The following is a 24,102-nucleotide window of genomic DNA, read 5'->3' on the forward strand; positions in this document are numbered from 1 at the left end:
ATCTATTAATTATATACTATTGCTTGTAAGCATCATATTTAGCCAGCTCAATCTCAACAATAGCTTCCCATTTTTCTTGGGTATCTTTCTTTTCGCCTTTTTTGGTATCATCATCATAGCGTTCTTGGAATAGCTGGTACTCCAAAAAAGCAGCATCAAAAAGTGCTCTTGCTCTTTCAATATCTTTACTGGTAATGCTATTATCTGCTAGGGTTTTTCGCAATTTCCTAGTAAAGATTTCAGTGATATCAAAATGAATTTGCTCATGACGCAACACATAATCATTCATATGTTTTGGAATACCCCAACTTTTAAAAGTATTAAATGTATTGTGCACAATAATTTCTGATGCCTTAAAAGGATTAAAGCTAGATTCTATGCCAAAACCAGAGTTTGTGATGGCCAATGTATTTGGGTGCTCTTCTGTATTTGGTTCGCCTTTAAAATCATCCCAAGTAAGTTTTCTACTCTCGCTCCATTCTATTTTTGTTTCGTACAGTTTTGGGTTGTCTACCTTATAAATTTTTCCCCATAATCTAAAACAACTGCTCCATTTACTAGGCTCTTTTAGTTGTGTTATCTTCACCAAATTGGCTCCCGATGCACGTGCAATTTCTTTTAAATTTTCAATATTTTGGTAATAGCCACAATTCACAGAAAAGCCGTTGTCCTTAGCACTAACTTCTCCTATAAGTTGCCCATCAATGTCTTGATTATCGGCTAGCTCCAAAACAACAATTAATGTACTCTTTGCTAATGGTTCTAGCTTGGTAACAACATTACTTTTTAGTTTAGGTGAACAAGTCACAAAAACAAAACACAAAAATACAATCAGTATATATGGCTTATTGGTATAAAACATATCTTGGTGGGGTTATTCCGTTTAATTTTAATGTCACTAGCATCTGGCCTCTATGATGCGTGATATGATCAGTTAGTAGCATTAATATTTGTCGCTTTGTTCTATTTAGACCAAAATAATCTAAACGTTCAGATAGCTTATTCGTATCAAAACTAGTAATCAGCCTTATTGTTTCATCAAAGGTTTCATCAATAAGTTTTATCATCTCTTTTTTAGACTTATTTGCTGTTTTAAAAATGGTGTCTGTTTGCCAAACCCTAGCTTTTCTTCCTCCTAATAAGGATTGACTATGCCAGTCCATTGCGTAACCAATATGCAATAAATTTTCTGCAAAACTCATTGACTCTGGTGTTACTTTAGAGTTATACTTTTCTTCAGGTAGTAATTCTGCCACTTTAAGCACATACTTTCTAGAGTTTTCTAATCGCTCTAAATACTCCTTTATATAAACATCTTCTTGTGCTTCAACAGAAAAACCACAAAGGCTAAAGAGAGTTAATACAGAGATAATTAATAAATTCTTCATAATGTAAAAATAAAAAAAGCGAATCTTCCGACCCGCTTTTTATTTTAAATTGCTCTTAAATCTTATAACTACCTTAGTTTTGGCTAGTTCCCATATCGTAAAATACTTTTAAAACCTTACATGAATCCTCACTACTCAAATAAGTCATCAAGTATTTATGAGATTCAGTTTTAGGATTATCTAACCTAATTTTTAATGCTTTATTTTGAATTGAAGAAGTGTCACAGTTCTCAATTTTTGCTCCAAAAGATGGTTCCTGCATTTTCTGAAAGGACCCCATAATTGCTTGCTTATCTACATCACTAGCTTCTTGCATTTCCTTAGTGATATATTGTTCCATCTTTTGTTGACCATCTGTTGCTAGAATATTTATAGCTTCAATTGCCTTTGGATGTAAGTCCTTAAGGGTATTATTAAAACAGTCACACATCTTTTGCGCATAAGTTTCTATTTCATTTTTTTCATTCTCTGAAACTTGACCAAAAGACAGAAAAGGGATAACTAATAATACGATTAATAAATTCTTCATTGTTGCTATAAATATAGTTTGTTATAAAATTTTAAACATGCAACGCTCTATCGTCAGTAGCTGCTAAGGCCGCTTCTTTTACAGCTTCTGCAAATGTAGGATGTGCATGTGAGTATCGTGAAATGTCTTCGGCAGATGCTCTAAATTCCATAGCGGTTACAGCTTCAGCAATTAAATCTGCACAACGAGCGCCAATCATATGTACGCCTAAAACTTCATCAGTTGTTTTATCTGCTAAGATTTTTACAAATCCATCAATATCACCACTAGCACGTGCACGACCTAAAGCTCTAAAAGGAAATTGACCAACTTTATAAGCTGTTCCTGCTTCTTTTAATTCTTCTTCAGTCTTACCAACTGCAGCGACTTCTGGCCATGTGTAAACAACACCGGGAATTAAGTTATAATCTATATGTGGTTTTTGTCCCGCTAAAATTTCTGCTACAAATACACCTTCTTCTTCAGCTTTATGAGCTAACATAGCTCCTCTTATTACATCACCAATAGCGTATATATTAGAAGCAGATGTTTGTAAATGTTCGTTAACTTCTACTTGCCCTCTATCGTTAATCTTAACACCAGCAGCTTCAGCATTTAAGCCATCTGTATATGGACGACGACCAACTGAAACTAAGCAGTAATCGCCTTTAAATTCTACAACTTCGCCTTTTTTATTTTCAGCTTTTACAATAACCTCATCGCCTTTGCGCTCAACAGATTGCACTTTGTGAGACATCATCATCTTACACTTAGCTTTCTTAAAGACCTTATTCAGCTCTTTAGATAAACCTGCATCCATGGTTGGCAAAATACGATCCATATATTCTACAACCGTTACTTGCGCACCTAATCTGTAATACACTTGACCTAACTCTAATCCAATAACACCACCTCCAATAACAATCATATGTTTTGGTACTTCTTTAAGCTTCAAAGCTTCTGTAGATGTGATGATACGCTCTTTATCCAGCTCTATAAATGGTAAGTTACTTGGCTTACTACCTGTAGCAATAATGGTGTTTTTGGCTTCAATAGTTTCAGTAGAACCATCAGTCTTAGCAATGTTTACATGCGTCGCATCTTTAAAGGACCCTAAGCCTTCGTAAACATCGATATTATTTTTCTTCATCAAGAAATCGATACCGCCAGTGGTTTGGTCGACAACGGCTTGCTTACGTGCAATCATCTTTTCTAAATTCACCTTGATGTCTCCAGGAATTTCAATTCCGTGATCCGCAAAATGCTTAGTTGCTTCCTCATAATGATGAGAAGAACTTAAAAGCGCTTTACTAGGAATACACCCTACATTAAGACATGTACCACCAAGCGTTGAATATTTTTCGATTATTGCGGTTTTCATCCCTAATTGAGCGCAACGGATTGCGGCAACATATCCACCGGGACCAGAACCTATAACTACGACATCGTATGAATTCATAAGAAGTTTTTTATCTGATTAAATCAGTTACAAAAGTACAACTTAGAATAAAGATTTACGAATTTTTAAAAGGCATTATTTTGACAGAAATCGAATTACTTTTTCTTCTCAATATCATTTAAAGCCCATTCTAATTCTGGGTCGATATTATTGAGTCTATCTTGATACGTTGGCATAATTTCAACATCTGGTTTTATACCATAGCCATCTGGTGATGTTTTAAATTTGCTATCTATATGCATTAAACCAATTCTAGCTTTAATCTTAGTGTTTGGCAATTCATAAACTTTATAATAACCCGCTACTGTTCCATTGTACGCACCTCCAGTTTCTTCTCCTACAAATGTAGCACGATTACTGCCTTGAAGTTGCGTTGACAAAATTGAAGATGCTGAAAAAGAATTACCATTAATTAACACATAGATGTTTCCTTTAAAGTTAAGAGGATTAGCCTCTCTTTCTTTTGCTGCTTTAAACTTAAAATACAATTGACCGTCTTTTTTACTGGATCTTAGCAAATTGTTAGGAATAAGGTATGGAGATGCCAAACCTGCAAAAAACTTTGTAACTACTGAAGTAGAATTACTCATTAATGCTTTTAATATTGGAATACGGCTATTGGCTTCGCTTTTATTGATTAACGTAAAGTTTTTATCTGTTAAATAGGAATAGAACCATCGGATTTCATTTAATCGGCCTCCAAAATTATTTCTAAGGTCAATAACTAAATCTTTTGTCCCCAAAGAATCTAGCTTTGCAAAAGTTTCTTCATAAAAGTCTTTGTATTTACCACGTCCAAAACCTCTAATTTTTATAAGTGCTGTGGTACTATCTTTACCAACAAAAGAAAGGTTTCTATTATACAGTTTTGTTGAATAATTATAGCCATACTTTTTGTAATCTTTAAATCTTTTCTTCCTCTCTAGCTTTTTTGCCTTTTTTTCAGCTTTAGTCAACTTTACTGGTTTTATTTGCTTTAAAGAATCTGCTTTTGAAGAATCTGTTTCTGTTTTCTTTTCTACTTTAGGAACACGTTTATACTTTTTTACAAATGTTGAGTCAGCATTACGAAATTTGAATGTTATACTATCAAAGCGTCCATTGTCTTGTATGTAATAACCTAAAAATCTATAGCCTGCTGCTCTATCATGAAAGGTTGTGTTATAACCGTCTGAGGCTATAGTTTTCTTATATTTTTTCATTAAGTCCAGAGGATTCTGTCCATTAACTTCTAAGACTTCTGCATTTATTAAAACAGAGTCTTTTCCCCTGGCATTTCTAATAATTAATTTTTTATCTAAATATTCGAAATCTAAGTTGGAAACTTCAAACTTTTTTTTGAGTCTAGCCTTGCGTTCCTTTCTAGTAAATTTTGTTGATGGTGGTGATAAAGACATATGTCCTTGACCAACAAACTTAGTGACTTTTGCCAATTCTTTATGAAATGTTCGGCTTGTCATTGGGGAAGTAATAGCCGTTTTTAAGCTATCAAATTTAAAATCTAAAGTCTCCTTTGGTGTAAACTGATATAATCGCGGATGTAAGCGTTGTAGTTGTGTGTATACTTTATCTACATCTTCTCGTAAGTCTTCAACTGGGTGCATTTTGGTAACAGCTTCGTTGTAACTTTCAATACTACCGCAGGATGATAATACAATTGATACGCTTAATAGGAGTAAAAATTTCTTCATTTTATGATTTTAAATTGATGAATTAGAAATAGTGCCTTTTTCATAAAGACGTTGAATCTTTAACAAAGGTTGCCTGAGGTATAAATTATGATGGAAAACCTAACATATTACCCATACCAACAGTAAACAACCAACAGCCGTAAATGGCATGTTCTATTGAAACCAATACCGTAGATTTTGTTTTTCTGAACGTTAAAGCAAATAATATACCTCCGATAAAAGTTAAGAACATAACCAAAGTATTTTTGAAAAAGATATGAGCTAAAGAAAATAATGCCGCATTAATTATTATAAAAAGTGTCTTGCTCTGAAAAAGAGCTTGATAACGCTCAAAGAAGAAGGTTCGATAAATTAATTCTTGTGGGTAAACTGAAAATAGCGAATATACAAATAGTATAAACCCCCATAACATAGGCTTATTTCTAATAACAACATAAAGATTTGAAGCATCTACTAGCCACATGTATAACGTTGTAACAATAGCTATAGCAATTAATTTTATGAAGGTTACTTTCCAAAAACGCTTCCAATTCAATCCTTTTGTGACTTCAAATTTTATTCGTTCTACACGCAATAACACATACAAAATATATGCAAAGCCCAATACACCAATAATCAATTTTATAATTATCGGATAGTCTAAAACAAAGCTGGTAGGTACTAAAACAAATATGATAAAAAGCTCTGCAAGTCTATATTTTACTGTTTGCATTATCTAAATGGTAATTGTTGTGGTGTGTTTTACTTCGTTAATCACAAACATACTATGTGTACTTCCAATATGATCTATAGTTGTTAATTTTTTAACCATAAATTCTCGAAACTCTTGCATATCCTTTACCAAAACCTTTAGAATATAATCATAATCACCACTGATATGGTAGCATTCTAAAACTTCTTGCAGTTTAGCTACTTCGCGTTCAAACTTAACCACATAATCTTTAGAATGTTGCAGTAATTTAATATGACAAAATGCAATAAAACTTTTATCTACACTTTCTTTATCTACTAAAGCCACATAATTACTTATAATACCTTGATTCTCTAGTTTTTTAATGCGTTCGTACACTGCAGTGACCGAAAGACCCAAAACATTTGACAGTGCTTTAGTGGTTTGCTTACAATCTTTTTGTAATAATCTTAATAATGTTTTATCTGTTTGATCTAAAACCATAACTGTAAATTTTTCGCTTTCAATATGATATTCTTTTATAAAATTAGAAAAATAATCACATATACTTACTATTAAGTGTTTTATTTTCTATTATAACTTAAAATGATTGACTTTAATTCTAAATAGCATCATTTTTGAAAATAATTTATAACTCAGAATTATGGCATTCAAACCAGCAAATAACATTCAAGATTTACAATATTTCGGAGAATTTGGAGGTGTTAATCCTTCAATCTCAGATTCATCTACCTATACGTTTTTATCCGCAAAAACAATGTTTGATACGTTTGAAGGTAATGCCGATGGTTGTTATTTATATTCTCGTCATTCCTCACCATCAAATCTATATTTAGGTGAAGCTTTGGCCGCCATGGAAGGCACAGAAACAGCAACAGTAACTGCCTCAGGAATGGGTGCTATTACACCTGTTCTTCTTCAGCTTTGCGGCGCAGGTGAGCATGTTGTTAGTAGTCGAACTATTTATGGAGGTACTTATGCATTTTTAAAGAATTTTGCACCTCGTTTTGGTATTGATACGTCCTTTGTAGATATCACGAAGTTAGATATTGTAGAAGCTGCAATTACTTCTAAAACAAAAGTTTTGTATTGCGAATCTGTGAGTAATCCACTATTAGAAGTGGCAGATATCAGAGGTTTAGCACAATTGGCAAAAAAGCATAATTTAAAACTTGTGGTAGACAACACGTTTTCACCATTATCAATATCACCAAAAAAGTTAGGAGCCGATATCGTTATCCATAGTTTAACAAAGTTCATTAATGGCTCAAGTGATACGGTTGGCGGTGTCGCTTGTTGTACTCAAGAGTTTATAGACCAACTACGTAATGTTAATGATGGTGCAGCTATGCTATTGGGTTCTACTATGGATAGTTTAAGATCTGCTTCCGTTTTAAAGAACTTAAGAACACTACACATAAGAATGCAGCAGCATAGCAAGAATGCGAGTTATCTCGCTAAAAATTTTGAAAAACTAGGCATAAAAACTGTATATCCAGGATTAGAGTCTCATCCTTCGCATTACCTATTTAAGTCAATGATGAATCAAGAATACGGTTTTGGAGGCATGCTAACTATAGATGTTGGTTCTCTTAATAAAGCCAATGCATTTATGGAATTAATGCAAGAACGTAATCTAGGTTACTTAGCTGTAAGTTTAGGCTTTTACAAAACATTATTTTCTGCACCTGGAAGCTCTACATCTTCTGAAATTCCTGAACATGAACAAGAAGAAATGGGCTTAAGTGATGGTCTAATAAGATTCTCTATTGGGTTAGATGCAGATATAGAACGTACCTTTGGAATAATGCACGAATGTATGGCCGAATTAGAAATTTTAGAAACAGAAATGGTTTAAAATCTATTTGCCTTTAGCACGTTGATATATAGAGTTCATCGTTGCCCAAAACCCATCAAACTCGGGAGTAAATGGCTTCATACCTAATCGACTATCTGTTTTATATAACTTCAGATTAAAAACAGGTTTATATCCATCTTTAGTTTTAATTAAAGGATACCTCAAATCTTTGTAGATATAGTCATTCTCTTCAAGATTTTCAATACTATAGTAGTTGTTACTAAACCACGCTAAATGCTCTAAATCTTCATAATCCTCTGGTTTTAGTACTCTAGTTTTCTGAAGTATATTCCATTCTGAAAAAATATTAGTCGAATCAAATAATGAATAATAAGCAACTTGATAACTGTCTTCGGTTTCAGCAATTCCATACCAAAGTACATTGTTGAAAATTGAAGGTTGAGTACTAAAACGTTGATGAGAAATTCCTTTCTCAATCAATGACGATTCGAATACACTATCAATGTACAGTTTATTAACAATAGTTAATATCATATATATAGAACTAATACCAACACCTAGTTTCCACCAATACTTTCTTTTTTTATTTTGTCTATTGTAAAACATCATTACTATCATACATGTTAAAAAAGGAATGGTATAAAATAAATCTGCTACAGCTATATTATTAAACGCTACACGATAATCGGAAAATGGTGCAAAGAGTTGTGTGCCATAAGGCGTAAAACAATCTAAAATTGGATGTGTCAATAAAGACCAAAAGAATAGTTTTTGCCAATCTTTTAGAGTTGTTGACTCTTCTCTTTTTCCTCTATCATAAAGTTTATAGACCAACCAGCCAAAAACAAAAGTGCCGATAATCGCAAATAAAATAGAATGCATGAACCCACGATGAAACAACATGGCGTCTATTTCATTTTTATAAAATAGATTTCCTATGATGACATCTAAATCTGGTATTGTACCACCAATAGCACCGAACAAAAGTGCCTTGTTACCAATTTTTTTTCCTAATACTGCTTCTCCGCAAGCAGCACCTAATACAATCTGAGTGAGTGAATCCATAAATACAATTACAAAAGTAAGCAACTAAATGCATTTGCAAATGGCTTTACAAAATCGTAACATTACGTCACTAAACTAATAACAATGCAAGACGATAACAACATTGACAACTTTAAAGCAAATGATCAAAACATCGTAACCAATAAAGAATTAAACTTTATAGAAGCTTTGATTCCTGTGGTTATTTTAATGGGACTTCTTGCATATAATATCTTTTTTGTTGAAAGTCAAGAATGGTTTGGAGCATATACAAATCAAATTATATTACTTATAGGTGGTGGTGTTGCTGCTATAGTTGGCTTTTTTAATAAAGTGACTATAAACACCATGATTATGGAGGTTTGGGAAAACCTAAGAAGCGTTTTTATTCCAATAATGATTTTATTCTTAGTTGGTGCTCTAGCTGGAACTTGGTTAGTAAGTGGAGTAATTCCTGCAATGGTGTATTATGGACTACAGGTATTAAGTCCAGAAATATTTTTACCAGCATCAGTAATAATCGCTGCGGTTATCTCAATAGCTACAGGTAGTTCTTGGACGACTTCTGCAACTGTTGGTATTGCCTTAGTGGGTATAGGCACTGCATTAGGTATAAACCCTGGTATGATTGCCGGTGCTGTAATTTCTGGTGCATATTTCGGAGATAAAATGTCACCTTTAAGTGACACAACAAACCTAGCACCTGCAATGGCAGGTACAGACTTATTTACCCATATTAAATATATGGCATACACAACAGTACCAACAATATTAGTAACATTAATTGTTTTTAGTATCATTAGTATGTCTATAGAACCAACAGGAAATGCAGATATTAGTAATCTTCTAGCGTCAATTGACAAAACATTTAATATTACACCATGGTTATTCTTAGTACCAGTGACAGTTATAGTTTTAATCTTGTTAAAGACGAAACCATTGATAGCACTGACAGCTGGTGTAATCTTGGCAGCCATTTTTGCCTTTATATTTCAACCAGAAGTATTAAGTAAATTATCAGATTCAAACTTTTCAGCAATTGTAAATTCTATCTTTACTGATACAAATATCACTACAGATAATAAAGCTTTAAATGAGCTATTTAGTTCAGGCGGAATGAAAGGTATGCTTTGGACAATTTTTCTAATCGTATGCGCTATGGTATTTGGTGGCATTATGGATGGAATTGGTGCTTTAGCACGAATAACAAAAGCATTATTATCTATTGCATCTAGTATTTTCGGATTATTCGCCAGTACCGTGATTAGTTGCTTAGGGTTAAATGCCATAGCATCAGATCAATACTTGGCTATTGTTATTCCTGGAAAAATGTTTAAAAAAGCTTACGAAGACAAAGGCTTAGCGCCACAGAATTTAAGTCGTACTCTTGAGGATTCTGGTACAGTAACATCAGTATTAATACCATGGAACACTTGTGGTGCGTATCAAAGCGGTGTGCTTGGTGTTGGAGTTGCAGAATATTTTTTCTATGCAGTATTTAACTGGCTAAGCCCGTTTACTACACTCTTATTTGCAGCCTTTAGAATAAAAATCAAAATGCTGAAGGATAAGTAATGATTATTTCAGCATGTTAGCGATTTCAACGAATTGCTTTTCTGAGGCATAATCTAAAGCTGTTTTCCCTGATTGGTCTTTTAGAGATTTATCTGCACCATTAGACAGCAAATAATCAACCATTTCTTTTTGCTTATACATCGTCGCAAAAATTAATGGTGTTGTATCCATTTTATTGGTAGCATTAATATTAGCACCATGACTTATCAATGTTTCGGCCAAAGTAACATTCCCCTTAAAGCTTACGCCTAATAAAGCTGTATTTCCCGAAGCATCTTGAGCATCAATTTCTGCATTATTTTTTAATAGTATATCTGCTGCTGTTTTATTATCAAAATAGGTTGCAAATATTAATGGCGTAAAACCTCTTGCATCTTTTGCATTAACAACTTCAGGGTTGTTTTCTATTTGTAATTCTAACCTGTCGTTTAAACCCTTTCGTATTGTATCAAAAAACAATTCAGTTGCGTTCATTCTTAATTTGTTTTAATAAAAAAGGAATGCACTACAAGAATACATTCCTCTTTCTTTTAATCTATTTAAAATTATTATAAGTCAAATCTATCTAAGTCCATCACTTTTGCCCAAGCAGCAACAAAATCATTAACAAATCTTGCTTCACCATCGTTGGCTCCATATACTTCAGCAACTGCTCTTAGTTCAGTATTGGAACCAAAGATTAAATCGGCTCTAGTACCTTTGAATTTCACAGCACCTGTTCTTCTATCGCGACCTTCAAAAATTGTGTCATTATCTGATGTTGCACTCCAAGTGTAAGTAAAGTCCAAGATATTTGTATAGAAATCGTTAGATAAGCTACCTACATTATCTGTAAATACACCATAATCAGAACCATCGAAATTAGCACCTAATACTCTTAAACCTCCAACTAAAGCTGTCATTTCTGGAATAGAGAGTGTTAGCAAGTTTGCTTTATCTACTAACAAATCCTCGGCGGCAACATTAAGTTTAGAATTCATATAGTTTCTAAAACCATCTGCTAAAGGTTCTAAGTATCCAAAAGACTCTAAATCCGTTTGTTCCTGTGAAGCATCTCCTCTACCTTGTGTAAAAGGTACAGACACATTATGTCCTGCATGTCTAGCAGCTTCTTCAACACCAGCAACACCAGCTAATACTATTAGGTCAGCCATTGAAATATCTCCACTAAACGCTTCCTGAATGCCTTCGTAAACATTAAGAACACGATTTAATTCTGTAGGGTTATTTACTTCCCAACTACGTTGTGGCTCTAATCGTAAACGTCCACCATTTGCACCACCACGCATATCAGAACCTCTAAATGTAGACGCTGAAGCCCAAGCCGTTTTTACTAAATCAGAAACTGATAATCCTGAAGCTAAAATCATTTTCTTTAAGCCTTCAATATCTGAATCGCTTAAGGTATAATCTACAGCAGGAATTGGGTCTTGCCAAATCAGCTCTTCTTTTGGCACTTCAGGTCCTAAATAACGCTGAATTGGTCCCATATCTCTATGTGTTAGCTTGTACCAAGCTCTAGCAAATGCATCTTCAAAGGCTTTGTGGTCTTTATGGAAACGCTCAGAAATCTCTCTATATGTTGGGTCCATTTTTAAAGCCATATCTGCAGTAGTCATCATTAAGGCTTGTGTACCATTTCCGCCAGCTGCTGGTGCTCTACGTGCATTGGATGCAACTGTTGGCGTCCATTGATGTGCTCCAGCTGGACTTTTAGTTAATTCCCAATCATAATTTAATAATACATCAAAATAATCAGCATCCCATTGTGTTGGGTTAGGTGTCCAAGCACCTTCGATACCACTTGTAATTGTATCATCTAACACACCTGATTGGAATGTGTTTTTCCAACCTGTACTCATTTCTTCTATTGATGCACCATGCGGTTCAACACCAACATACTTATCTGGGTCTGCAGCGCCATGAGCTTTACCAAATGTATGTCCACCAGCAACTAATGCAACCGTTTCTTCATCATTCATTGCCATACGCCCGAATGTAATCTTGATATCATGTGCAGATTTTAATGGGTCAGGATTTCCGTTAGGGCCTTCTGGGTTTACATAAATTAAGCCCATATGCACAGCACCTAAATGACCTTCTAAATCACCATCACTAGTATCGTAACGGTCGTCATTATCTAACCAACCTGTTTCAGAACCCCAATATATATCTTGTTCTGGTTCCCAAACATCTTCACGACCACCTGCAAAACCAAAAGTTGGAAAGCCCATAGATTCTAAAGCGCAGTTTCCTGCAAGAATCATTAAATCTGCCCAAGAAATTTTATTACCGTATTTCTTTTTTACTGGCCATAATAGCAAACGTGCTTTATCTAGGTTACCATTATCTGGCCAACTATTTAATGGTGCAAAACGATGTGTTCCAGTTCCTGCGCCGCCTCGACCATCACCAACACGATATGTCCCAGCACTATGCCATGCCATACGAATCATAAACCCGCCATAATGACCGTAATCCGCAGGCCACCAATCTTGTGAATCCGTCATTAAAGCTGTAACATCTTTTTTAAGCTCATCATAGTTAATACTATTAAATGCTTTTGCATAATCAAAATCTTCACCCATTGGGTTATTCTTTGAAGCATTTTGACGTAATATGTTCAATTTTAACTCATTTGGCCACCAATCTCTATTACTAGTTCCGCGACCAGCTGCTTTCTTTTGATCTCCACTTAAAAATGGACATTGATTTGGGTCTCCTTCGTTATTATGATTCATTATGTTGTAGTTTTTTTGATTATAAATTTTACTTGTATAAAATTATGAAATAAAACATGGTTTTATTCATTGAAGCATTCTATATTTTTATTTTTTAATAGGCAGTATCTATAGTAAGTTCATTAAGTATTACTTTATGCAATAATTAACGCATTAAATGTGTAACATTCGTTACAATTTTGTAACTTATAGGTACATTAATTTTTAAATATATCTGTTATGAGTGATACTGAATATACCAAAGTCTACGGTGGCAATATATTTTTAGTTACCAGAGTCAAAGTTGAATTAGAAGCTATCGGCATTGTACCAATAATTAAAGATGAGAGTGAATCTTTTAGATTAAATGGCTACCCTATTATTAATGATGGATTTCAAGAAGTTTATGTCAATAACGAAGAGCTTGAAAAAGCTATGGAAGTTGTAAATCGTGTAAAGTCAGAGATGGAGGCTTAATACATTAGTATAGAACTAATGTTGTTCTTTGCAGATATATTTATCAATCATGTATTGAGTTATTTTCTTTAACGTTTCTCCTGTTTCTGGATGTAGTCCTAAATCTGTAAAATATTCGAGTTCTCCATTTTTATTTTTTTCATACCATACTTTTACACTACCATCTTCATTAAAAAACTCATAAGCACAGGTAGGATTAATCTTTTTGAAAAATTCTATACGCTCTTCTTTGTAAACTTTAAGTTGATTTACATTATACTTCTCTAAATCAAACTTTACTTCTACATAATGATCTTCTTGCCAAACCATCCAACGCTGTCTCGTTATTGAATTATACATAATTAATCCAATAATAATTATTGACATAATACTTATTACAATTTTATTTTTTTTAATCAGAATTTTAATCTTTTTGAATATAGATTTTTCTTCTTCCTCTACTAAACTTTCTGTAAATTCTTGATAATTATTAAATCCTAAATATTTACAAAGCCCGTTGATAATTGACATCTGTTTAATGCTTATATCTTCTTGAGTATCTAATAGATTTTTCGCCTCATTATAATAATTTCTATAACTCCGCTCATCAAGACTAAAACCTTCTTCTTTATCAATAAAATTAGATAGCTCTTTAGAAATATCGGTTTGAGAAGGCTTTTTAATGCCTTTTTTCTCATTTGCTAATCTAGCTTCTACGAATGCTTTTACAATTAATAACTTATTCATAAGGTTGGTTTTCAGCTTTTTAAAATTACAAATTCAATTTGGAAATATTTAGGAATAAACTTTCCAAAACCTTTCCAACTCATTTCCAATAACTTCAATATAATCCCCCTTCATTTGCTTCAGAATTGATAAACGTCTTACTCGTAATAAGGCTTACGAAATTCAATTCATTATTGGTTTGCATAGTAAAATGACATTGTCATTAGGGAAGTAACAATTCTGTTTTACTTCTGCATCCATACTTCCCAATGAAGAGGCGCCTCTTCAAAATCTAGTTTGTGTTGCTATGCAACAAATGCTCTGAGAATTTCTCGGACGGCAGCACTATTGTCAAATCTTAATATAAAAACAAAATGAAAAAAATATATGTAATTCTGTTTACGGTTTTCCTCAATGGCGCTTTCTTTTCGTGCACACCTGAGGCACTTACAGAAGAAATAAAAGAACAAGCCTGTTGTGATGGAAGTGGAGAGATTGATCCACCACCTCCACCACCTCCTGGAAATGGTGGGTAATAATTAATTTGTTACTATTTTAGAGGAATGAAACCAATTAAAATTTCATTCCTCTTTTTTTTATTGTCCTTATTGTGTTTTAATAAACGTATAGAAGCTCAAAACAATACAGATAGCACACACTTTTATGTGAAGTCCATCACAAGCTCCAAAAAAAATAATGATGTAGTTAATGCCATATTATACCTTCAAAACCTAAACAATCTTCACAAAAAAGACGATAATACTCTAGCATTAGTATATAATTTAACCTACATAGCCAGTGCTCAAAAAAAAATTGGATTTATATACGAGGCAGAAAAAACTGCAATTGAAGCAATAAAATTATTAGATCAGATTGAGGGAAAAAATAATGATTACAGAATACCTTTAAATAACTTTTTAGGGAATTTATATCTAGAATATGAAGATTACAACACTTCTCTTGAATATTACAATTTGGTTTTAGATTTAAATAACAATTCTGAAAATAGAGTTACTATTATTAATAATATAGGTAAAGTTTATTTAGAACAAAAAGACTATAATTCTGCCATAGAGTTCTTTAAAGAATCATATTTAAATAGTTTAAATTTTAACAAAAAGGAAAATACTGCCAGAGCTTTGGATAATTTGGGTTTTGCACAATCCAAAATAGAAAATCCAGATGCCTTAACAAGTTTAACAGAGGCTATGGAAATAAGGCTAAAGTTAAATTATATCCCTGGAATTATAGAAAGCTATATACATTTAGGAGAATACTATAAAGATAGGAATGACAAAATAAAAGCTTTAGAATATGCCAATAAAGCTATCGTAGTTGCTGAAGCTAGCGGAAATAGTGATTATTTATTAAATACACTGTTATTCTACAGTGAATTGAATACAGATTCAAAAATTCTTAAATTAAGAAAACTGGAAGATAGTGTTAAAAAAAGTGTGTCAAAAATAAAGAATCAATACACTGCTAAAAGATATGATTTTGAAAAAAAGGAGCAAGAATTAAAAGATACTAAAATAATAAAGGAGCGCATTGTCATTTCTTTCATATTTATATTCTTAATTACTATATTTTTTCAATTATATCAAAAATCTAAACACAAAAAAGAGAAACTACAACAAGTCTATAAAACTGAATCTCGAATATCAAAAAAAGTACATGATGAAATTGCTAATGACGTTTTTCAAGTAATGACAAACTTAGAAGTTGAGACAGATATAAACAGCAACTTAAAAAGTGACATTGAGCATATCTACGATAAAGCTAGGGATATATCTAAACAGTTAGGAGAGTTAAATATTACTGGAGATTTTAAAATAATTTTAAATGATTTAGCTATAAATTACACTAACTCTGACACGAATGTTATCCTTAAGGATGTCTCAAAAATACAATGGGAGAAAGTTTCTGACATAAAGAAAACGGCTTTATATAAAGTCCTTCAAGAACTACTCATAAATATGAAAAAACATAGCAAAGCTTCGATTGCAGTGATAACGTTTAATAGTAGTTCTAAAAAGATAATAATAAACTATAAAGATGATGGTATTGGTTGTCACTTAAAAAAGAGTAATGGATTATTAAATGTGGAAAACCGTATTAATGCTATTAGTGGTACAATTAATTTTGAGTCAGAAATAAACAAAGGCTTTAAGGCTATAATTGAAGTTTAAGATATGTTTAAAAAGGTTTTAATTGTCGATGATCATGATGATATCAATACTAGTGTATTAAATATTTTAAAAGCTAATAATGTTAGCAATATTATTAATTCTCAATACTGCGATGATGCATTTTTAAAGATTAAAAGAGCTAAATATGATAATGAACCTTATGACTTGCTAATAACTGACCTATCCTTTAAAAAAGACCATCGTAATTGCGATATTACATCTGGTGAAGATTTAATTGCTGCACTAAGAAAAGACTTTCCAAATTTGTCCATCATAATATATTCAATGAAAGATCAATTGCAGAAAGTACGGCTTTTAGTCAAAAACTATAAAGTCAATGCCTATGTCTGCAAAGACAGAAACGGTTCAAAGGAATTGGCTGAAGCTATAAATTTAGTCTACAATAATGAATCTTTCCTGTCACCACAAGTAGCAAATGCCTTAAATTCAAAATTGGATTTAGAAATCACAGATTATGATATTGAACTTACCAAACAACTTTCTTTAGGTTTAGACCAAAAGGGTATTAGCCTTTATTTTATAGAGAATAATATATCCCCAGGAAGTGTCAGTTCTATAGAAAAGCGATTAAATAAACTACGTGATCAATTTAAAGCTGACAATGCAACACACTTAGTTGCAAAAATGAAAGATTTAGGACTTATATAAGCTTCTCCTCTTCTCTTGTTCTTTTCCAATATGGTTTTCCGTAAGGAAAATTCTTTTAATGGTTTTAGGTTTGGGCATTATTAATATTAAAACTCAAAATGAAGATTAAACCAACTATCTATTTAATTTTAATAATATCTGTCTTCAATTGCTCTAACAGAGAAACAAAAAAGCAGTTATCAGAATTAAATACTGAACTTGAAAAAACCAAAGAAGAATTAAATACTTGTTCAACTGAATTGACCGAAATAAAAAACACATCTGAAAATCGATTTATCAAAGCTAATAATCTATTATATGATAATAAACTTATTGAGGCAAAAGCAGAATTTGAAGGCATTGTATTAAATTACAGAGGAACAAATGATGCCAAATCAGCTTCAAAAGAGATAAAAAAGATTGATAACATAATCAAAAAACAAGAGATTGAAGCCCTAAGAAAATTAAAGAATGAAAGAGAAGAATTCGAGAGAAAAAAGACTCTCGGGTATAAAATATTAAAACCAACAACTAGAATTGAGTATGGCAACTTATCGCTAAGGTTTGACAAAATATGGAAAGGGAAACGTTGGAGTTTTGATGATTATGGGTATCAATATTTCTTACGAGATGCCGAAAGAGGAAATAGTCATATAATGACCAGAGTTTCTATAACTTCAGAGAACAACAATCCTAAACTCCCACCCATTTTGGTTTACAAAATGGATAATGGTGAATTAAAACTATTGGGGGTTTTAGGCTATAAATTTAGACGTTGGAAAGATTATGGCTCATATCTTGGAAACACAGCAGATTATGGTAATGATTTCGCACATTCTAAAACAATACCTTTTAACTGTGGTTTGGAATTATCGGATGATGATTTGATAAGTGGAACAATTTATGTCGTACTAAAAAAACAGGGATGTTTTAATCGAACTAAAGTTAACTATGGTAATCCAGAAATTGCTTATCGACAAAGCTTATGTAATCCAAAACAAATTTTAAAAGTTGAGGATTTTGAAAGCGAGTATGTTTTACTGAAAAACTTATAGAAAACAAATGCGAAAACATTTAGTATTATTAATTACAATTTTTCTATTCACAAGCTGTTCTCAAAACAAAAGAGAGCTTTATGAAATAACTGACTCATTCGTTGAATCTTTAGATACTAAATTTGAAAGTTATGGTATTCAAGGAGAAAAATATTCAAAGAAAACAACTGATGGAAAGTATAGAGTTATTCCAATAGGCAGACTAATTAATGTAAAAATTATGGAGGTTGTAGAAGACTTAACTTATGAAGACCTTCGAGAAGACTTTACGAACCATTATGACAACGACAATAGAGTAAATAAAGTTTATATTAACAATTTAGGAACAATAATGATTGACTGCAGAAACTAAAACCTGCATACAACAATGGTTAAAAGTAACTGTTTGTTCTCTAATACTTATGAAAATCCTAGCGGATTTTCAGTTTCGTGTTTACTTGCAAAATTAACCACTAAACCAAACAACTACTCATAGCTTAGACTGTTACTTAGAAATTAATAAGCTATGCTTAAAGGAGATTTTATTAAAAGAATTTAAGCCTTACGGAATTCCGTAAGGTTTTGTTTTTTAATGGGTTTATGTTTGAATATTATTAATTACAAAAAACGAAATTATGCCATTATACAGGAATTTAGGTGGTAATTCAGGTGTTCATTCTTATGAAATTGGAATGGATAGAATAATAGTGACATTTTCAACAAATGCTTCTTATGAGTACACCTATGCAAGTGCTAGCAGACAACATATTGAAAATATGAAATCTCTAGCTCTACAAGGGCAAGGATTGAATAGTTACATCAATAAATATGTAAAAAAAGGATACTCTAGAATATTGTAAATCAATAAACATGAACAAGCATTATTTGTTATCAAAAATAAAATCTACAGGAACTGCATATTTATGCTGGTTTTTCTTAGGATGTCATTATGCCTATTTAGGAAAATGGGGATTACAATTACTTTATTGGTTCACAATAGGTGGACTAGGGATTTGGTGCATAATAGATTTATTCCATATTCCAACTAAAGTGAACAATCACAATATGCTAATTAGCAGTCAAATTACCGAAATTGAAAAAAACGAAAAAGAGGAAATACACTCAAGGAACATGGCAATGATAGCAGCTTCTAAGAGTAACTAAATTCTTAAAATATTAATTAAAAATTATAACTATGGGATACATTCATGTTAAAAACAAAAAAGGAACTGCAAATAACAATCCTCCAAATGGATATTCAAGTTGGCTTGATTTCTGGGAAAAGAAAAAAGGAAAGAAAGCAACAATATGTGAAGCAAGATATTGTAATGGAACACCTGATGTAGGAGGTCATGTTATAAAGGCTGGTCAAGGAGGTAAAGAATATATATTACCAATTTGCTATAGCCATAATAACAAATCAGAGAATGAAGAGTATGAAGCATGGGAAAGTGATTTAGTTCCTGTCACATAATATTATTTAGGTTTATTATGGGTAAAAACAATAGTTGGCTAAGCATGATTTTTAAAATAATTATTGCTTCTGTGGCAATAATTATTGGTCTCAATATTTATAGTCATTTTGATTCATTAAATAGCAATAGCTCTTATTATAAAAAAAAATGACTATTCAAGAAATGGAAAATTCAGAGCCTTTGAAGTTTTTAAATATTGAAGGAACATATAATAAAAGTTTTTGGGGAACCAAAATTAAAGTTCAAGGCAGAATAAATAATAAAGCTTCAGTAACCACATACAAAGATGCAATAGTAAGAGTAATATATTATTCTAAAACGAAAACAAATATTGGAAGCAGAGATTATACTATTTACGAACAGTTTCTACCAAATTCAACTAAACCTTTTAAATTGAAAATTGATAATTTTAAAAATGTAAACTCTATAGGTATAAATATTATAAATGCTTCTATAAAATAAACTGCCACAATACTTAACTTTACAAAAAACAAGAATGAATATTAATAAAACTCAAATACGAGTTCCTGTAGAGTAATTGTATGCATAAATATTGGTTAGTTTTCTTATTTCTAATAATATTATCATTTAGTAATAATTCAAAATCGATTAAAAAAGAAACTATTGTTGGTAAAGTAGTAGCCATAACTGATGGAGATACTTTTAAACTACTAACTAAAGATTCGACCTTAATAAAAGTAAGATTAGCCAATATAGATTGCCCAGAGCGTAAACAACCATTTTCAAATAATGCAAAACAATTTGTGTCTAAGGCAATCTTTAGTAAAACCGTAAAGCTAAACGTACTAAAAAAAGATAGGTATAGACGTTATATTAGCAATGTAATATATGATGATTCGTTAAGCCTATGCCATGAGCTTTTGAAAAATGGATTTGCATGGCATTACAGAAAATATTCTAAGGATTCTATTTTACAAGCTTTAGAGGACAATGCCAGAGAGAATAAACTAGGACTTTGGCAAGATAAAAATGCTATAGCACCTTGGGAATGGAGAGACAGGAAAAAGAAAAAACCTAAAGAATGAAATCACTTAAAATAGTTCTTCTATTCATAACATTATCTTTTGGTTATTTTATATCTGCCCAAAACGTATACACAACTAAAACTGGAGAAAAATATCATAAAAACAATTGTCATTATCTTAAGTACTCTAAAAAAGAAATAAAATTAGATAAAGCTAAAGCTTTAGGGTATCTTGCTTGCAAAGTATGTAAACCAACAGCAAGCAACACAAAAAAGAAGTCAAATACAACGTCTTTAACTTCAAAGAAAGAATATAAAACTACAACTTCAAAAAAAGCAGCCGCTAGTCAATGTAGTGGTAGAACCAAATCTGGTAGGCGATGTAAACGAAGAACTAAAAACTCTAATGGTAGATGCTATCAGCACTAATTTATATTAGATTATTTAAGCCTCAACAGCATACATCTTCTCGCGTTGCTCCTTAATCTTTTTGTCACTCATATACTCATCAAAGGTCATATAACGGTCAATAACACCATTAGGTGTTAGCTCAATAATACGGTTACCTACAGTTTGCGCAAACTCGTGATCATGAGTCGTTAAAAGTACTGTCCCTTTAAAGTTAGTCAGTGAGTTATTAAATGCTGTAATACTCTCTAAGTCTAAGTGATTTGTTGGCTCATCTAGCATCAATACATTAGCGCGCATCATCATCATACGGCTGAGCATACAACGTACTTTTTCGCCTCCAGATAATACATCTGCAGTTTTAAGCGCTTCCTCTCCACTGAAAATCATTTTACCAAGGAAACCTCTAATGTTTACCTCTTCTCTTTCTTCTTCGGTTTGTGCCCATTGACGTAACCAATCTACCAAAGTCTGTTTTTCTTGGAAATATTCACTATTATCTAGTGGTAAGTACGACTGCGTTGTTGTTACACCCCAAGATACTTTACCTGCATCAGCTTTTTCTTTATTATTCAATATTTGATAAAATGCTGTTGTTGCTCTAGAATCTTTTGAAAACACAACAACTTTATCGCCTTTTGCTAAATTAATATCAATATTTTTGAATAATAACTCGCCATCTAAACTTGCAGACAATCCTTCAACATTTAAAATCTGGTCACCAGCTTCGCGGTCACGCTCAAAAATAATAGCTGGATAGCGACGACTTGATGGTTTAATATCAGAGATGTTTAATTTATCAATCATCTTCTTACGACTCGTTGCTTGTTTAGATTTAGCAACGTTAGCAGAAAAACGACGGATAAATTCTTCCAATTCTTTCTTCTTCTCTTCAGCTTTTTTGTTCTGTTGCGCACGCTGTCTAGCTGCTAATTGAGATGACTCATACCAGAATGTATAATTACCAGAGAAGTGATTGATTTTTCCGAAATCTATATCAGAAATATGTGTACAAACTGCATCTAAAAAGTGACGGTCGTGAGATACAACAATCACACAGTTATCGTAATTAGCTAAGAAATTCTCTAGCCAAGAAATTGTTTCGTAATCTAAATCATTGGTAGGCTCATCCATAATAAGCACGTCAGGATTTCCAAATAAAGCTTGAGCTAATAATACACGTACTTTTTGCTTTCCATCTAAATCGGCCATCAACGTATAGTGAAAATCTTCTTTGATACCTAAGTTAGACAACATAGCTGCTGCATCACTATCTGCGTTCCAACCATTCATTTCTTCAAACTGCACCTGAAGCTCACCTATTTTTTCAGCATTCTCATCCGTGTAATCTGCATATAAAGCATCGATTTCAGATTTCAATTTATATAAAGGCTTATTCCCTTTTAAAACTGTGTCTAAAACTGTGTCTTCGTCATGCTTGTTATGGTTTTGTTCTAAAACAGACATACGCTTACCCGACTCTAAATGCACATGACCAGAAGTCGCATCCATTTTGCCTGCCAAAATCTTTAAGAATGTAGATTTTCCAGCGCCATTTGCACCAATAATACCGTAGCAATTACCGTTATTAAACGTTGTATTTACCTCATCAAATAAGATACGTTTTCCGAATTGTACTGAAAGATTAGAAACTGATAACATTTATAGGTGTTTTAATTGGCGGCAAAAGTAGAAAATTTAAGTGATTACAGGAAATTTATACCAATGATAGTAACATTTAACGCCGCATTAACAAGACAAAACATGCGCAAGGCATATTTTTGTCCATGCTGTAAAGCATAATGTTATTTTAATGAGGCGATTAATTATTATTCTAAACCTACTCCTATTTTCTTTTTTAGGATGCAAAAACATGTCTGTATCTGAGACTGATACCGCATTTTTTGGTGGAGAAATTATTAATCCAAAAGGTGACAGAGTTATCCTTTATAACCGTAGAGAAAAAGTTAGTGATACTTTACTCCTAGATGCTAATAACAGATTTAGTCATACCATAGAAAACGTAACACCTACTGTTTATTCTTTTAGGCATGGTGGAGAAATTCAGTTTGTGATATTGGAACCAACAGATAGTGTTATGATTCGTCTTAACACCTATGAGTTTGATGAATCTCTTGTTTTTACTGGCGAAGGTGCTCATAAAAATAACTATCTCATTAAAACCTTTCAGAATAACGAAAAGGAATCACGTAAGCTTGTTAAATACAGTCAAAAAGAGCCCGAAGTTTTTGAAACTTTTATAACTAATCGTCACCAAAGAGAATTAAGCCACTTCGAAAGATTTAAAGCAAAAAAGCCTATTTCTGCTTTTGCTAGTTCAGTGATACAAGCCAATATAGATTATCATAACTATGCAGACAAAGAGATTTATCCTTTTATCTACTTTGGAGAGAATAAAATGGTACACATAAAAGATTTACCAGAAAATTTCTATGCATTTAGAGATAAAACTAACTATAATGAGAAACATTTAAGCGAGATGTATGATTACAATAGATATCTCTTTTCTCATTTTGATAACCTTGCAGTAACTACCTTTTATAAAAACAATGCATTTCACAGTAAATTCGATAGACGTCAATTATCTTACAACAAAGCAAAGTTGAATCTTGTTGACAGTTTAGTCGAAGACGAAATTATAAAGAATAACTTACTGAAATATAAAACTCGAGAGTTTATAAACCATAGTGATAGCAAAGAAAAGATTAATGAGATGATGGCATCTTATCTCTCTAAAACAACAAGTGAAGAAGATATAAAATACTTAAATGGTCTAATTGCGTCATTAGATAATTTAAAACCAGGGAAAGGCTTACCAGACTTAAAACTAATAGATGTTAATGACAATGAATATACTATTGCAGAAGTTGTTGATAAACCTACCTTAATCTATTTTTGGTCTACAAATAGAAAGAAGCACTACAAGAATAGTCATTATAGAGTAAAAGAATTAAAAGCGCAATTCCCTAAAATGGGTTTTATATCTATAAACATTAATGACAATCCTGATAAGTTTTGGAAAGAAACTATACATCAGTATAAGTTTGATTTGAATACAGAATATCGTTTTAAAAATCCTAAACAGGCATTAAAAACATTGGCTGTAAACTATCTCTATAAAGTGATTGTTGTTGATAATGAGGCTAACATTATTAATCCTAATGTAAATATCTTTAATAAAGATTTTGAAAACACCCTTAAAGATATGATACTAAAAAAGGAGCTTGTATTAAAATAAAAGCTCCTTAGTAATTGTTAGATTTTA

At 32.2% G+C, this 24,102-nt stretch carries 27 protein-coding genes; 15 read left to right on the plus strand and 12 right to left on the minus strand.

The window, feature by feature from the left end; translation table 11 throughout:
* Window positions 1-16 precede the first annotated feature (16 nt).
* From Q0770_RS04115 to Q0770_RS04145, 7 genes are all read right to left on the minus strand, one after another.
* Entirely contained in the window at window positions 17-862 is an 846-nt protein-coding gene (locus Q0770_RS04115) for a hypothetical protein (RefSeq protein ID WP_299114300.1), read from the minus strand.
* Entirely contained in the window at window positions 846-1,388 is a 543-nt protein-coding gene (locus tag Q0770_RS04120; RefSeq protein ID WP_299114302.1) for a DinB family protein, read from the minus strand. The genes Q0770_RS04115 and Q0770_RS04120 overlap by 17 nt, the downstream gene beginning before the upstream one ends.
* A gap of 73 nt (window positions 1,389-1,461) precedes the next feature.
* Window positions 1,462-1,917, minus strand: coding sequence for a hypothetical protein (locus Q0770_RS04125; RefSeq protein ID WP_299114304.1), 456 nt, complete (start codon window positions 1,915-1,917; stop codon window positions 1,462-1,464).
* 31 nt (window positions 1,918-1,948) lie between these two features.
* Entirely contained in the window at window positions 1,949-3,355 is a 1,407-nt protein-coding gene (gene lpdA, locus Q0770_RS04130; RefSeq protein ID WP_299114306.1) for a dihydrolipoyl dehydrogenase, read from the minus strand.
* A 95-nt stretch (window positions 3,356-3,450) separates the two neighbouring features.
* Entirely contained in the window at window positions 3,451-5,046 is a 1,596-nt protein-coding gene (locus Q0770_RS04135) for a S41 family peptidase (RefSeq protein WP_299114308.1), read from the minus strand.
* Window positions 5,047-5,131: 85 nt separating this feature from the next.
* The gene (locus tag Q0770_RS04140) at window positions 5,132-5,758 is read right to left on the minus strand and encodes a CPBP family intramembrane glutamic endopeptidase (protein ID WP_299114310.1); all 627 of its coding nucleotides are present in this window, start codon (window positions 5,756-5,758) and stop codon (window positions 5,132-5,134) included.
* A gap of 3 nt (window positions 5,759-5,761) precedes the next feature.
* Window positions 5,762-6,220 (minus strand): Lrp/AsnC family transcriptional regulator, encoded by a 459-nt coding sequence (locus Q0770_RS04145; protein ID WP_299114312.1) that lies wholly within the window; start codon window positions 6,218-6,220, stop codon window positions 5,762-5,764.
* 160 nt (window positions 6,221-6,380) lie between these two features.
* Between Q0770_RS04145 and Q0770_RS04150 the strand changes: the two genes are divergently transcribed.
* The gene (locus Q0770_RS04150) at window positions 6,381-7,595 is read left to right on the plus strand and encodes an aminotransferase class I/II-fold pyridoxal phosphate-dependent enzyme (protein ID WP_299114314.1); all 1,215 of its coding nucleotides are present in this window, start codon (window positions 6,381-6,383) and stop codon (window positions 7,593-7,595) included.
* A gap of 3 nt (window positions 7,596-7,598) precedes the next feature.
* On the opposite strand, the gene Q0770_RS04155 is transcribed toward Q0770_RS04150, so the two are convergent.
* Window positions 7,599-8,621: a metal-dependent hydrolase gene (locus tag Q0770_RS04155; protein WP_299114316.1), complete on the minus strand. Its 1,023-nt coding sequence runs from the start codon at window positions 8,619-8,621 to the stop codon at window positions 7,599-7,601.
* Window positions 8,622-8,705: 84 nt separating this feature from the next.
* Between Q0770_RS04155 and nhaC the strand changes: the two genes are divergently transcribed.
* Window positions 8,706-10,175: a Na+/H+ antiporter NhaC gene (gene nhaC / locus Q0770_RS04160; RefSeq protein WP_299114318.1), complete on the plus strand. Its 1,470-nt coding sequence runs from the start codon at window positions 8,706-8,708 to the stop codon at window positions 10,173-10,175.
* A gap of 3 nt (window positions 10,176-10,178) precedes the next feature.
* On the opposite strand, the gene Q0770_RS04165 is transcribed toward nhaC, so the two are convergent.
* Window positions 10,179-10,649, minus strand: coding sequence for an ankyrin repeat domain-containing protein (locus Q0770_RS04165; RefSeq protein ID WP_299114320.1), 471 nt, complete (start codon window positions 10,647-10,649; stop codon window positions 10,179-10,181).
* 74 nt (window positions 10,650-10,723) lie between these two features.
* The gene (katG, locus tag Q0770_RS04170; RefSeq protein ID WP_299114322.1) at window positions 10,724-12,916 is read right to left on the minus strand and encodes a catalase/peroxidase HPI; all 2,193 of its coding nucleotides are present in this window, start codon (window positions 12,914-12,916) and stop codon (window positions 10,724-10,726) included.
* A 219-nt stretch (window positions 12,917-13,135) separates the two neighbouring features.
* Here katG and Q0770_RS04175 point away from each other — a divergent pair, with 219 nt between their 5' ends.
* Complete coding sequence (locus Q0770_RS04175) at window positions 13,136-13,372, plus strand: putative signal transducing protein (RefSeq protein WP_299114324.1); 237 nt, start codon at window positions 13,136-13,138, stop codon at window positions 13,370-13,372.
* Window positions 13,373-13,387: 15 nt separating this feature from the next.
* Here Q0770_RS04175 and Q0770_RS04180 read toward each other — a convergent pair whose 3' ends face one another.
* Window positions 13,388-14,098, minus strand: coding sequence for a hypothetical protein (locus tag Q0770_RS04180; protein ID WP_299114326.1), 711 nt, complete (start codon window positions 14,096-14,098; stop codon window positions 13,388-13,390).
* A 353-nt stretch (window positions 14,099-14,451) separates the two neighbouring features.
* Between Q0770_RS04180 and Q0770_RS04185 the strand changes: the two genes are divergently transcribed.
* The 11 genes from Q0770_RS04185 (at window position 14,452) to Q0770_RS04235 (ending at window position 20,837) form a co-directional block, all read left to right on the plus strand.
* Complete coding sequence (locus Q0770_RS04185; protein ID WP_299114328.1) at window positions 14,452-14,613, plus strand: hypothetical protein; 162 nt, start codon at window positions 14,452-14,454, stop codon at window positions 14,611-14,613.
* Between the two features lie 27 nt (window positions 14,614-14,640).
* Window positions 14,641-16,266, plus strand: a complete 1,626-nt coding sequence (locus tag Q0770_RS04190) for a tetratricopeptide repeat-containing sensor histidine kinase (protein WP_299114330.1) — start codon at window positions 14,641-14,643, stop codon at window positions 16,264-16,266.
* A gap of 3 nt (window positions 16,267-16,269) precedes the next feature.
* Entirely contained in the window at window positions 16,270-16,935 is a 666-nt protein-coding gene (locus Q0770_RS04195; protein ID WP_299114331.1) for a response regulator, read from the plus strand.
* A 98-nt stretch (window positions 16,936-17,033) separates the two neighbouring features.
* Window positions 17,034-17,969 (plus strand): hypothetical protein, encoded by a 936-nt coding sequence (locus tag Q0770_RS04200; protein WP_299114333.1) that lies wholly within the window; start codon window positions 17,034-17,036, stop codon window positions 17,967-17,969.
* 7 nt (window positions 17,970-17,976) lie between these two features.
* Window positions 17,977-18,321 (plus strand): hypothetical protein, encoded by a 345-nt coding sequence (locus Q0770_RS04205; RefSeq protein WP_299114335.1) that lies wholly within the window; start codon window positions 17,977-17,979, stop codon window positions 18,319-18,321.
* Window positions 18,322-18,583: 262 nt separating this feature from the next.
* Window positions 18,584-18,808, plus strand: a complete 225-nt coding sequence (locus Q0770_RS04210; protein ID WP_299114337.1) for a hypothetical protein — start codon at window positions 18,584-18,586, stop codon at window positions 18,806-18,808.
* 10 nt (window positions 18,809-18,818) lie between these two features.
* Window positions 18,819-19,112: a TM2 domain-containing protein gene (locus Q0770_RS04215; RefSeq protein ID WP_299114339.1), complete on the plus strand. Its 294-nt coding sequence runs from the start codon at window positions 18,819-18,821 to the stop codon at window positions 19,110-19,112.
* A 31-nt stretch (window positions 19,113-19,143) separates the two neighbouring features.
* Window positions 19,144-19,422 (plus strand): hypothetical protein, encoded by a 279-nt coding sequence (locus Q0770_RS04220; RefSeq protein WP_299114340.1) that lies wholly within the window; start codon window positions 19,144-19,146, stop codon window positions 19,420-19,422.
* A gap of 148 nt (window positions 19,423-19,570) precedes the next feature.
* Entirely contained in the window at window positions 19,571-19,885 is a 315-nt protein-coding gene (locus tag Q0770_RS04225) for a hypothetical protein (protein ID WP_299114342.1), read from the plus strand.
* A gap of 80 nt (window positions 19,886-19,965) precedes the next feature.
* On the plus strand, window positions 19,966-20,469 hold the full coding sequence (locus tag Q0770_RS04230) for a thermonuclease family protein (protein WP_299114344.1): 504 nt from the start codon (window positions 19,966-19,968) through the stop codon (window positions 20,467-20,469).
* Window positions 20,466-20,837 (plus strand): hypothetical protein, encoded by a 372-nt coding sequence (locus Q0770_RS04235; RefSeq protein WP_299114346.1) that lies wholly within the window; start codon window positions 20,466-20,468, stop codon window positions 20,835-20,837. Before Q0770_RS04230 ends, Q0770_RS04235 begins: the two co-directional genes overlap by 4 nt.
* 15 nt (window positions 20,838-20,852) lie before the next feature.
* On the opposite strand, the gene Q0770_RS04240 is transcribed toward Q0770_RS04235, so the two are convergent.
* Window positions 20,853-22,478: an ABC-F family ATP-binding cassette domain-containing protein gene (locus tag Q0770_RS04240; RefSeq protein WP_299114349.1), complete on the minus strand. Its 1,626-nt coding sequence runs from the start codon at window positions 22,476-22,478 to the stop codon at window positions 20,853-20,855.
* 151 nt (window positions 22,479-22,629) lie between these two features.
* Here Q0770_RS04240 and Q0770_RS04245 point away from each other — a divergent pair, with 151 nt between their 5' ends.
* Window positions 22,630-24,075 (plus strand): hypothetical protein, encoded by a 1,446-nt coding sequence (locus tag Q0770_RS04245; protein WP_299114351.1) that lies wholly within the window; start codon window positions 22,630-22,632, stop codon window positions 24,073-24,075.
* Window positions 24,076-24,102: the final 27 nt, after the last annotated feature.

The sequence above is a fragment of the uncultured Winogradskyella sp. genome, from assembly GCF_947501905.1.
Classification (GTDB): domain Bacteria; phylum Bacteroidota; class Bacteroidia; order Flavobacteriales; family Flavobacteriaceae; genus Winogradskyella.

Bases quoted from the DNA above. Each gene is read 5' to 3' on its own strand.
- Q0770_RS04115 (WP_299114300.1), bottom strand. From the start codon at position 862: ATGTTTTATACCAATAAGCCATATATACTGATTGTATTTTTGTGTTTT.
- Q0770_RS04120 (WP_299114302.1), bottom strand. From the start codon at position 1,388: ATGAAGAATTTATTAATTATCTCTGTATTAACTCTCTTTAGCCTTTGT.
- Q0770_RS04125 (WP_299114304.1), bottom strand. From the start codon at position 1,917: ATGAAGAATTTATTAATCGTATTATTAGTTATCCCTTTTCTGTCTTTT.
- lpdA (WP_299114306.1), bottom strand. From the start codon at position 3,355: ATGAATTCATACGATGTCGTAGTTATAGGTTCTGGTCCCGGTGGATAT.
- Q0770_RS04135 (WP_299114308.1), bottom strand. From the start codon at position 5,046: ATGAAGAAATTTTTACTCCTATTAAGCGTATCAATTGTATTATCATCC.
- Q0770_RS04140 (WP_299114310.1), bottom strand. From the start codon at position 5,758: ATGCAAACAGTAAAATATAGACTTGCAGAGCTTTTTATCATATTTGTT.
- Q0770_RS04145 (WP_299114312.1), bottom strand. From the start codon at position 6,220: ATGGTTTTAGATCAAACAGATAAAACATTATTAAGATTATTACAAAAA.
- Q0770_RS04150 (WP_299114314.1), top strand. From the start codon at position 6,381: ATGGCATTCAAACCAGCAAATAACATTCAAGATTTACAATATTTCGGA.
- Q0770_RS04155 (WP_299114316.1), bottom strand. From the start codon at position 8,621: ATGGATTCACTCACTCAGATTGTATTAGGTGCTGCTTGCGGAGAAGCA.
- nhaC (WP_299114318.1), top strand. From the start codon at position 8,706: ATGCAAGACGATAACAACATTGACAACTTTAAAGCAAATGATCAAAAC.
- Q0770_RS04165 (WP_299114320.1), bottom strand. From the start codon at position 10,649: ATGAACGCAACTGAATTGTTTTTTGATACAATACGAAAGGGTTTAAAC.
- katG (WP_299114322.1), bottom strand. From the start codon at position 12,916: ATGAATCATAATAACGAAGGAGACCCAAATCAATGTCCATTTTTAAGT.
- Q0770_RS04175 (WP_299114324.1), top strand. From the start codon at position 13,136: ATGAGTGATACTGAATATACCAAAGTCTACGGTGGCAATATATTTTTA.
- Q0770_RS04180 (WP_299114326.1), bottom strand. From the start codon at position 14,098: ATGAATAAGTTATTAATTGTAAAAGCATTCGTAGAAGCTAGATTAGCA.
- Q0770_RS04185 (WP_299114328.1), top strand. From the start codon at position 14,452: ATGAAAAAAATATATGTAATTCTGTTTACGGTTTTCCTCAATGGCGCT.
- Q0770_RS04190 (WP_299114330.1), top strand. From the start codon at position 14,641: ATGAAACCAATTAAAATTTCATTCCTCTTTTTTTTATTGTCCTTATTG.
- Q0770_RS04195 (WP_299114331.1), top strand. From the start codon at position 16,270: ATGTTTAAAAAGGTTTTAATTGTCGATGATCATGATGATATCAATACT.
- Q0770_RS04200 (WP_299114333.1), top strand. From the start codon at position 17,034: ATGAAGATTAAACCAACTATCTATTTAATTTTAATAATATCTGTCTTC.
- Q0770_RS04205 (WP_299114335.1), top strand. From the start codon at position 17,977: ATGCGAAAACATTTAGTATTATTAATTACAATTTTTCTATTCACAAGC.
- Q0770_RS04210 (WP_299114337.1), top strand. From the start codon at position 18,584: ATGCCATTATACAGGAATTTAGGTGGTAATTCAGGTGTTCATTCTTAT.
- Q0770_RS04215 (WP_299114339.1), top strand. From the start codon at position 18,819: ATGAACAAGCATTATTTGTTATCAAAAATAAAATCTACAGGAACTGCA.
- Q0770_RS04220 (WP_299114340.1), top strand. From the start codon at position 19,144: ATGGGATACATTCATGTTAAAAACAAAAAAGGAACTGCAAATAACAAT.
- Q0770_RS04225 (WP_299114342.1), top strand. From the start codon at position 19,571: ATGACTATTCAAGAAATGGAAAATTCAGAGCCTTTGAAGTTTTTAAAT.
- Q0770_RS04230 (WP_299114344.1), top strand. From the start codon at position 19,966: ATGCATAAATATTGGTTAGTTTTCTTATTTCTAATAATATTATCATTT.
- Q0770_RS04235 (WP_299114346.1), top strand. From the start codon at position 20,466: ATGAAATCACTTAAAATAGTTCTTCTATTCATAACATTATCTTTTGGT.
- Q0770_RS04240 (WP_299114349.1), bottom strand. From the start codon at position 22,478: ATGTTATCAGTTTCTAATCTTTCAGTACAATTCGGAAAACGTATCTTA.
- Q0770_RS04245 (WP_299114351.1), top strand. From the start codon at position 22,630: ATGAGGCGATTAATTATTATTCTAAACCTACTCCTATTTTCTTTTTTA.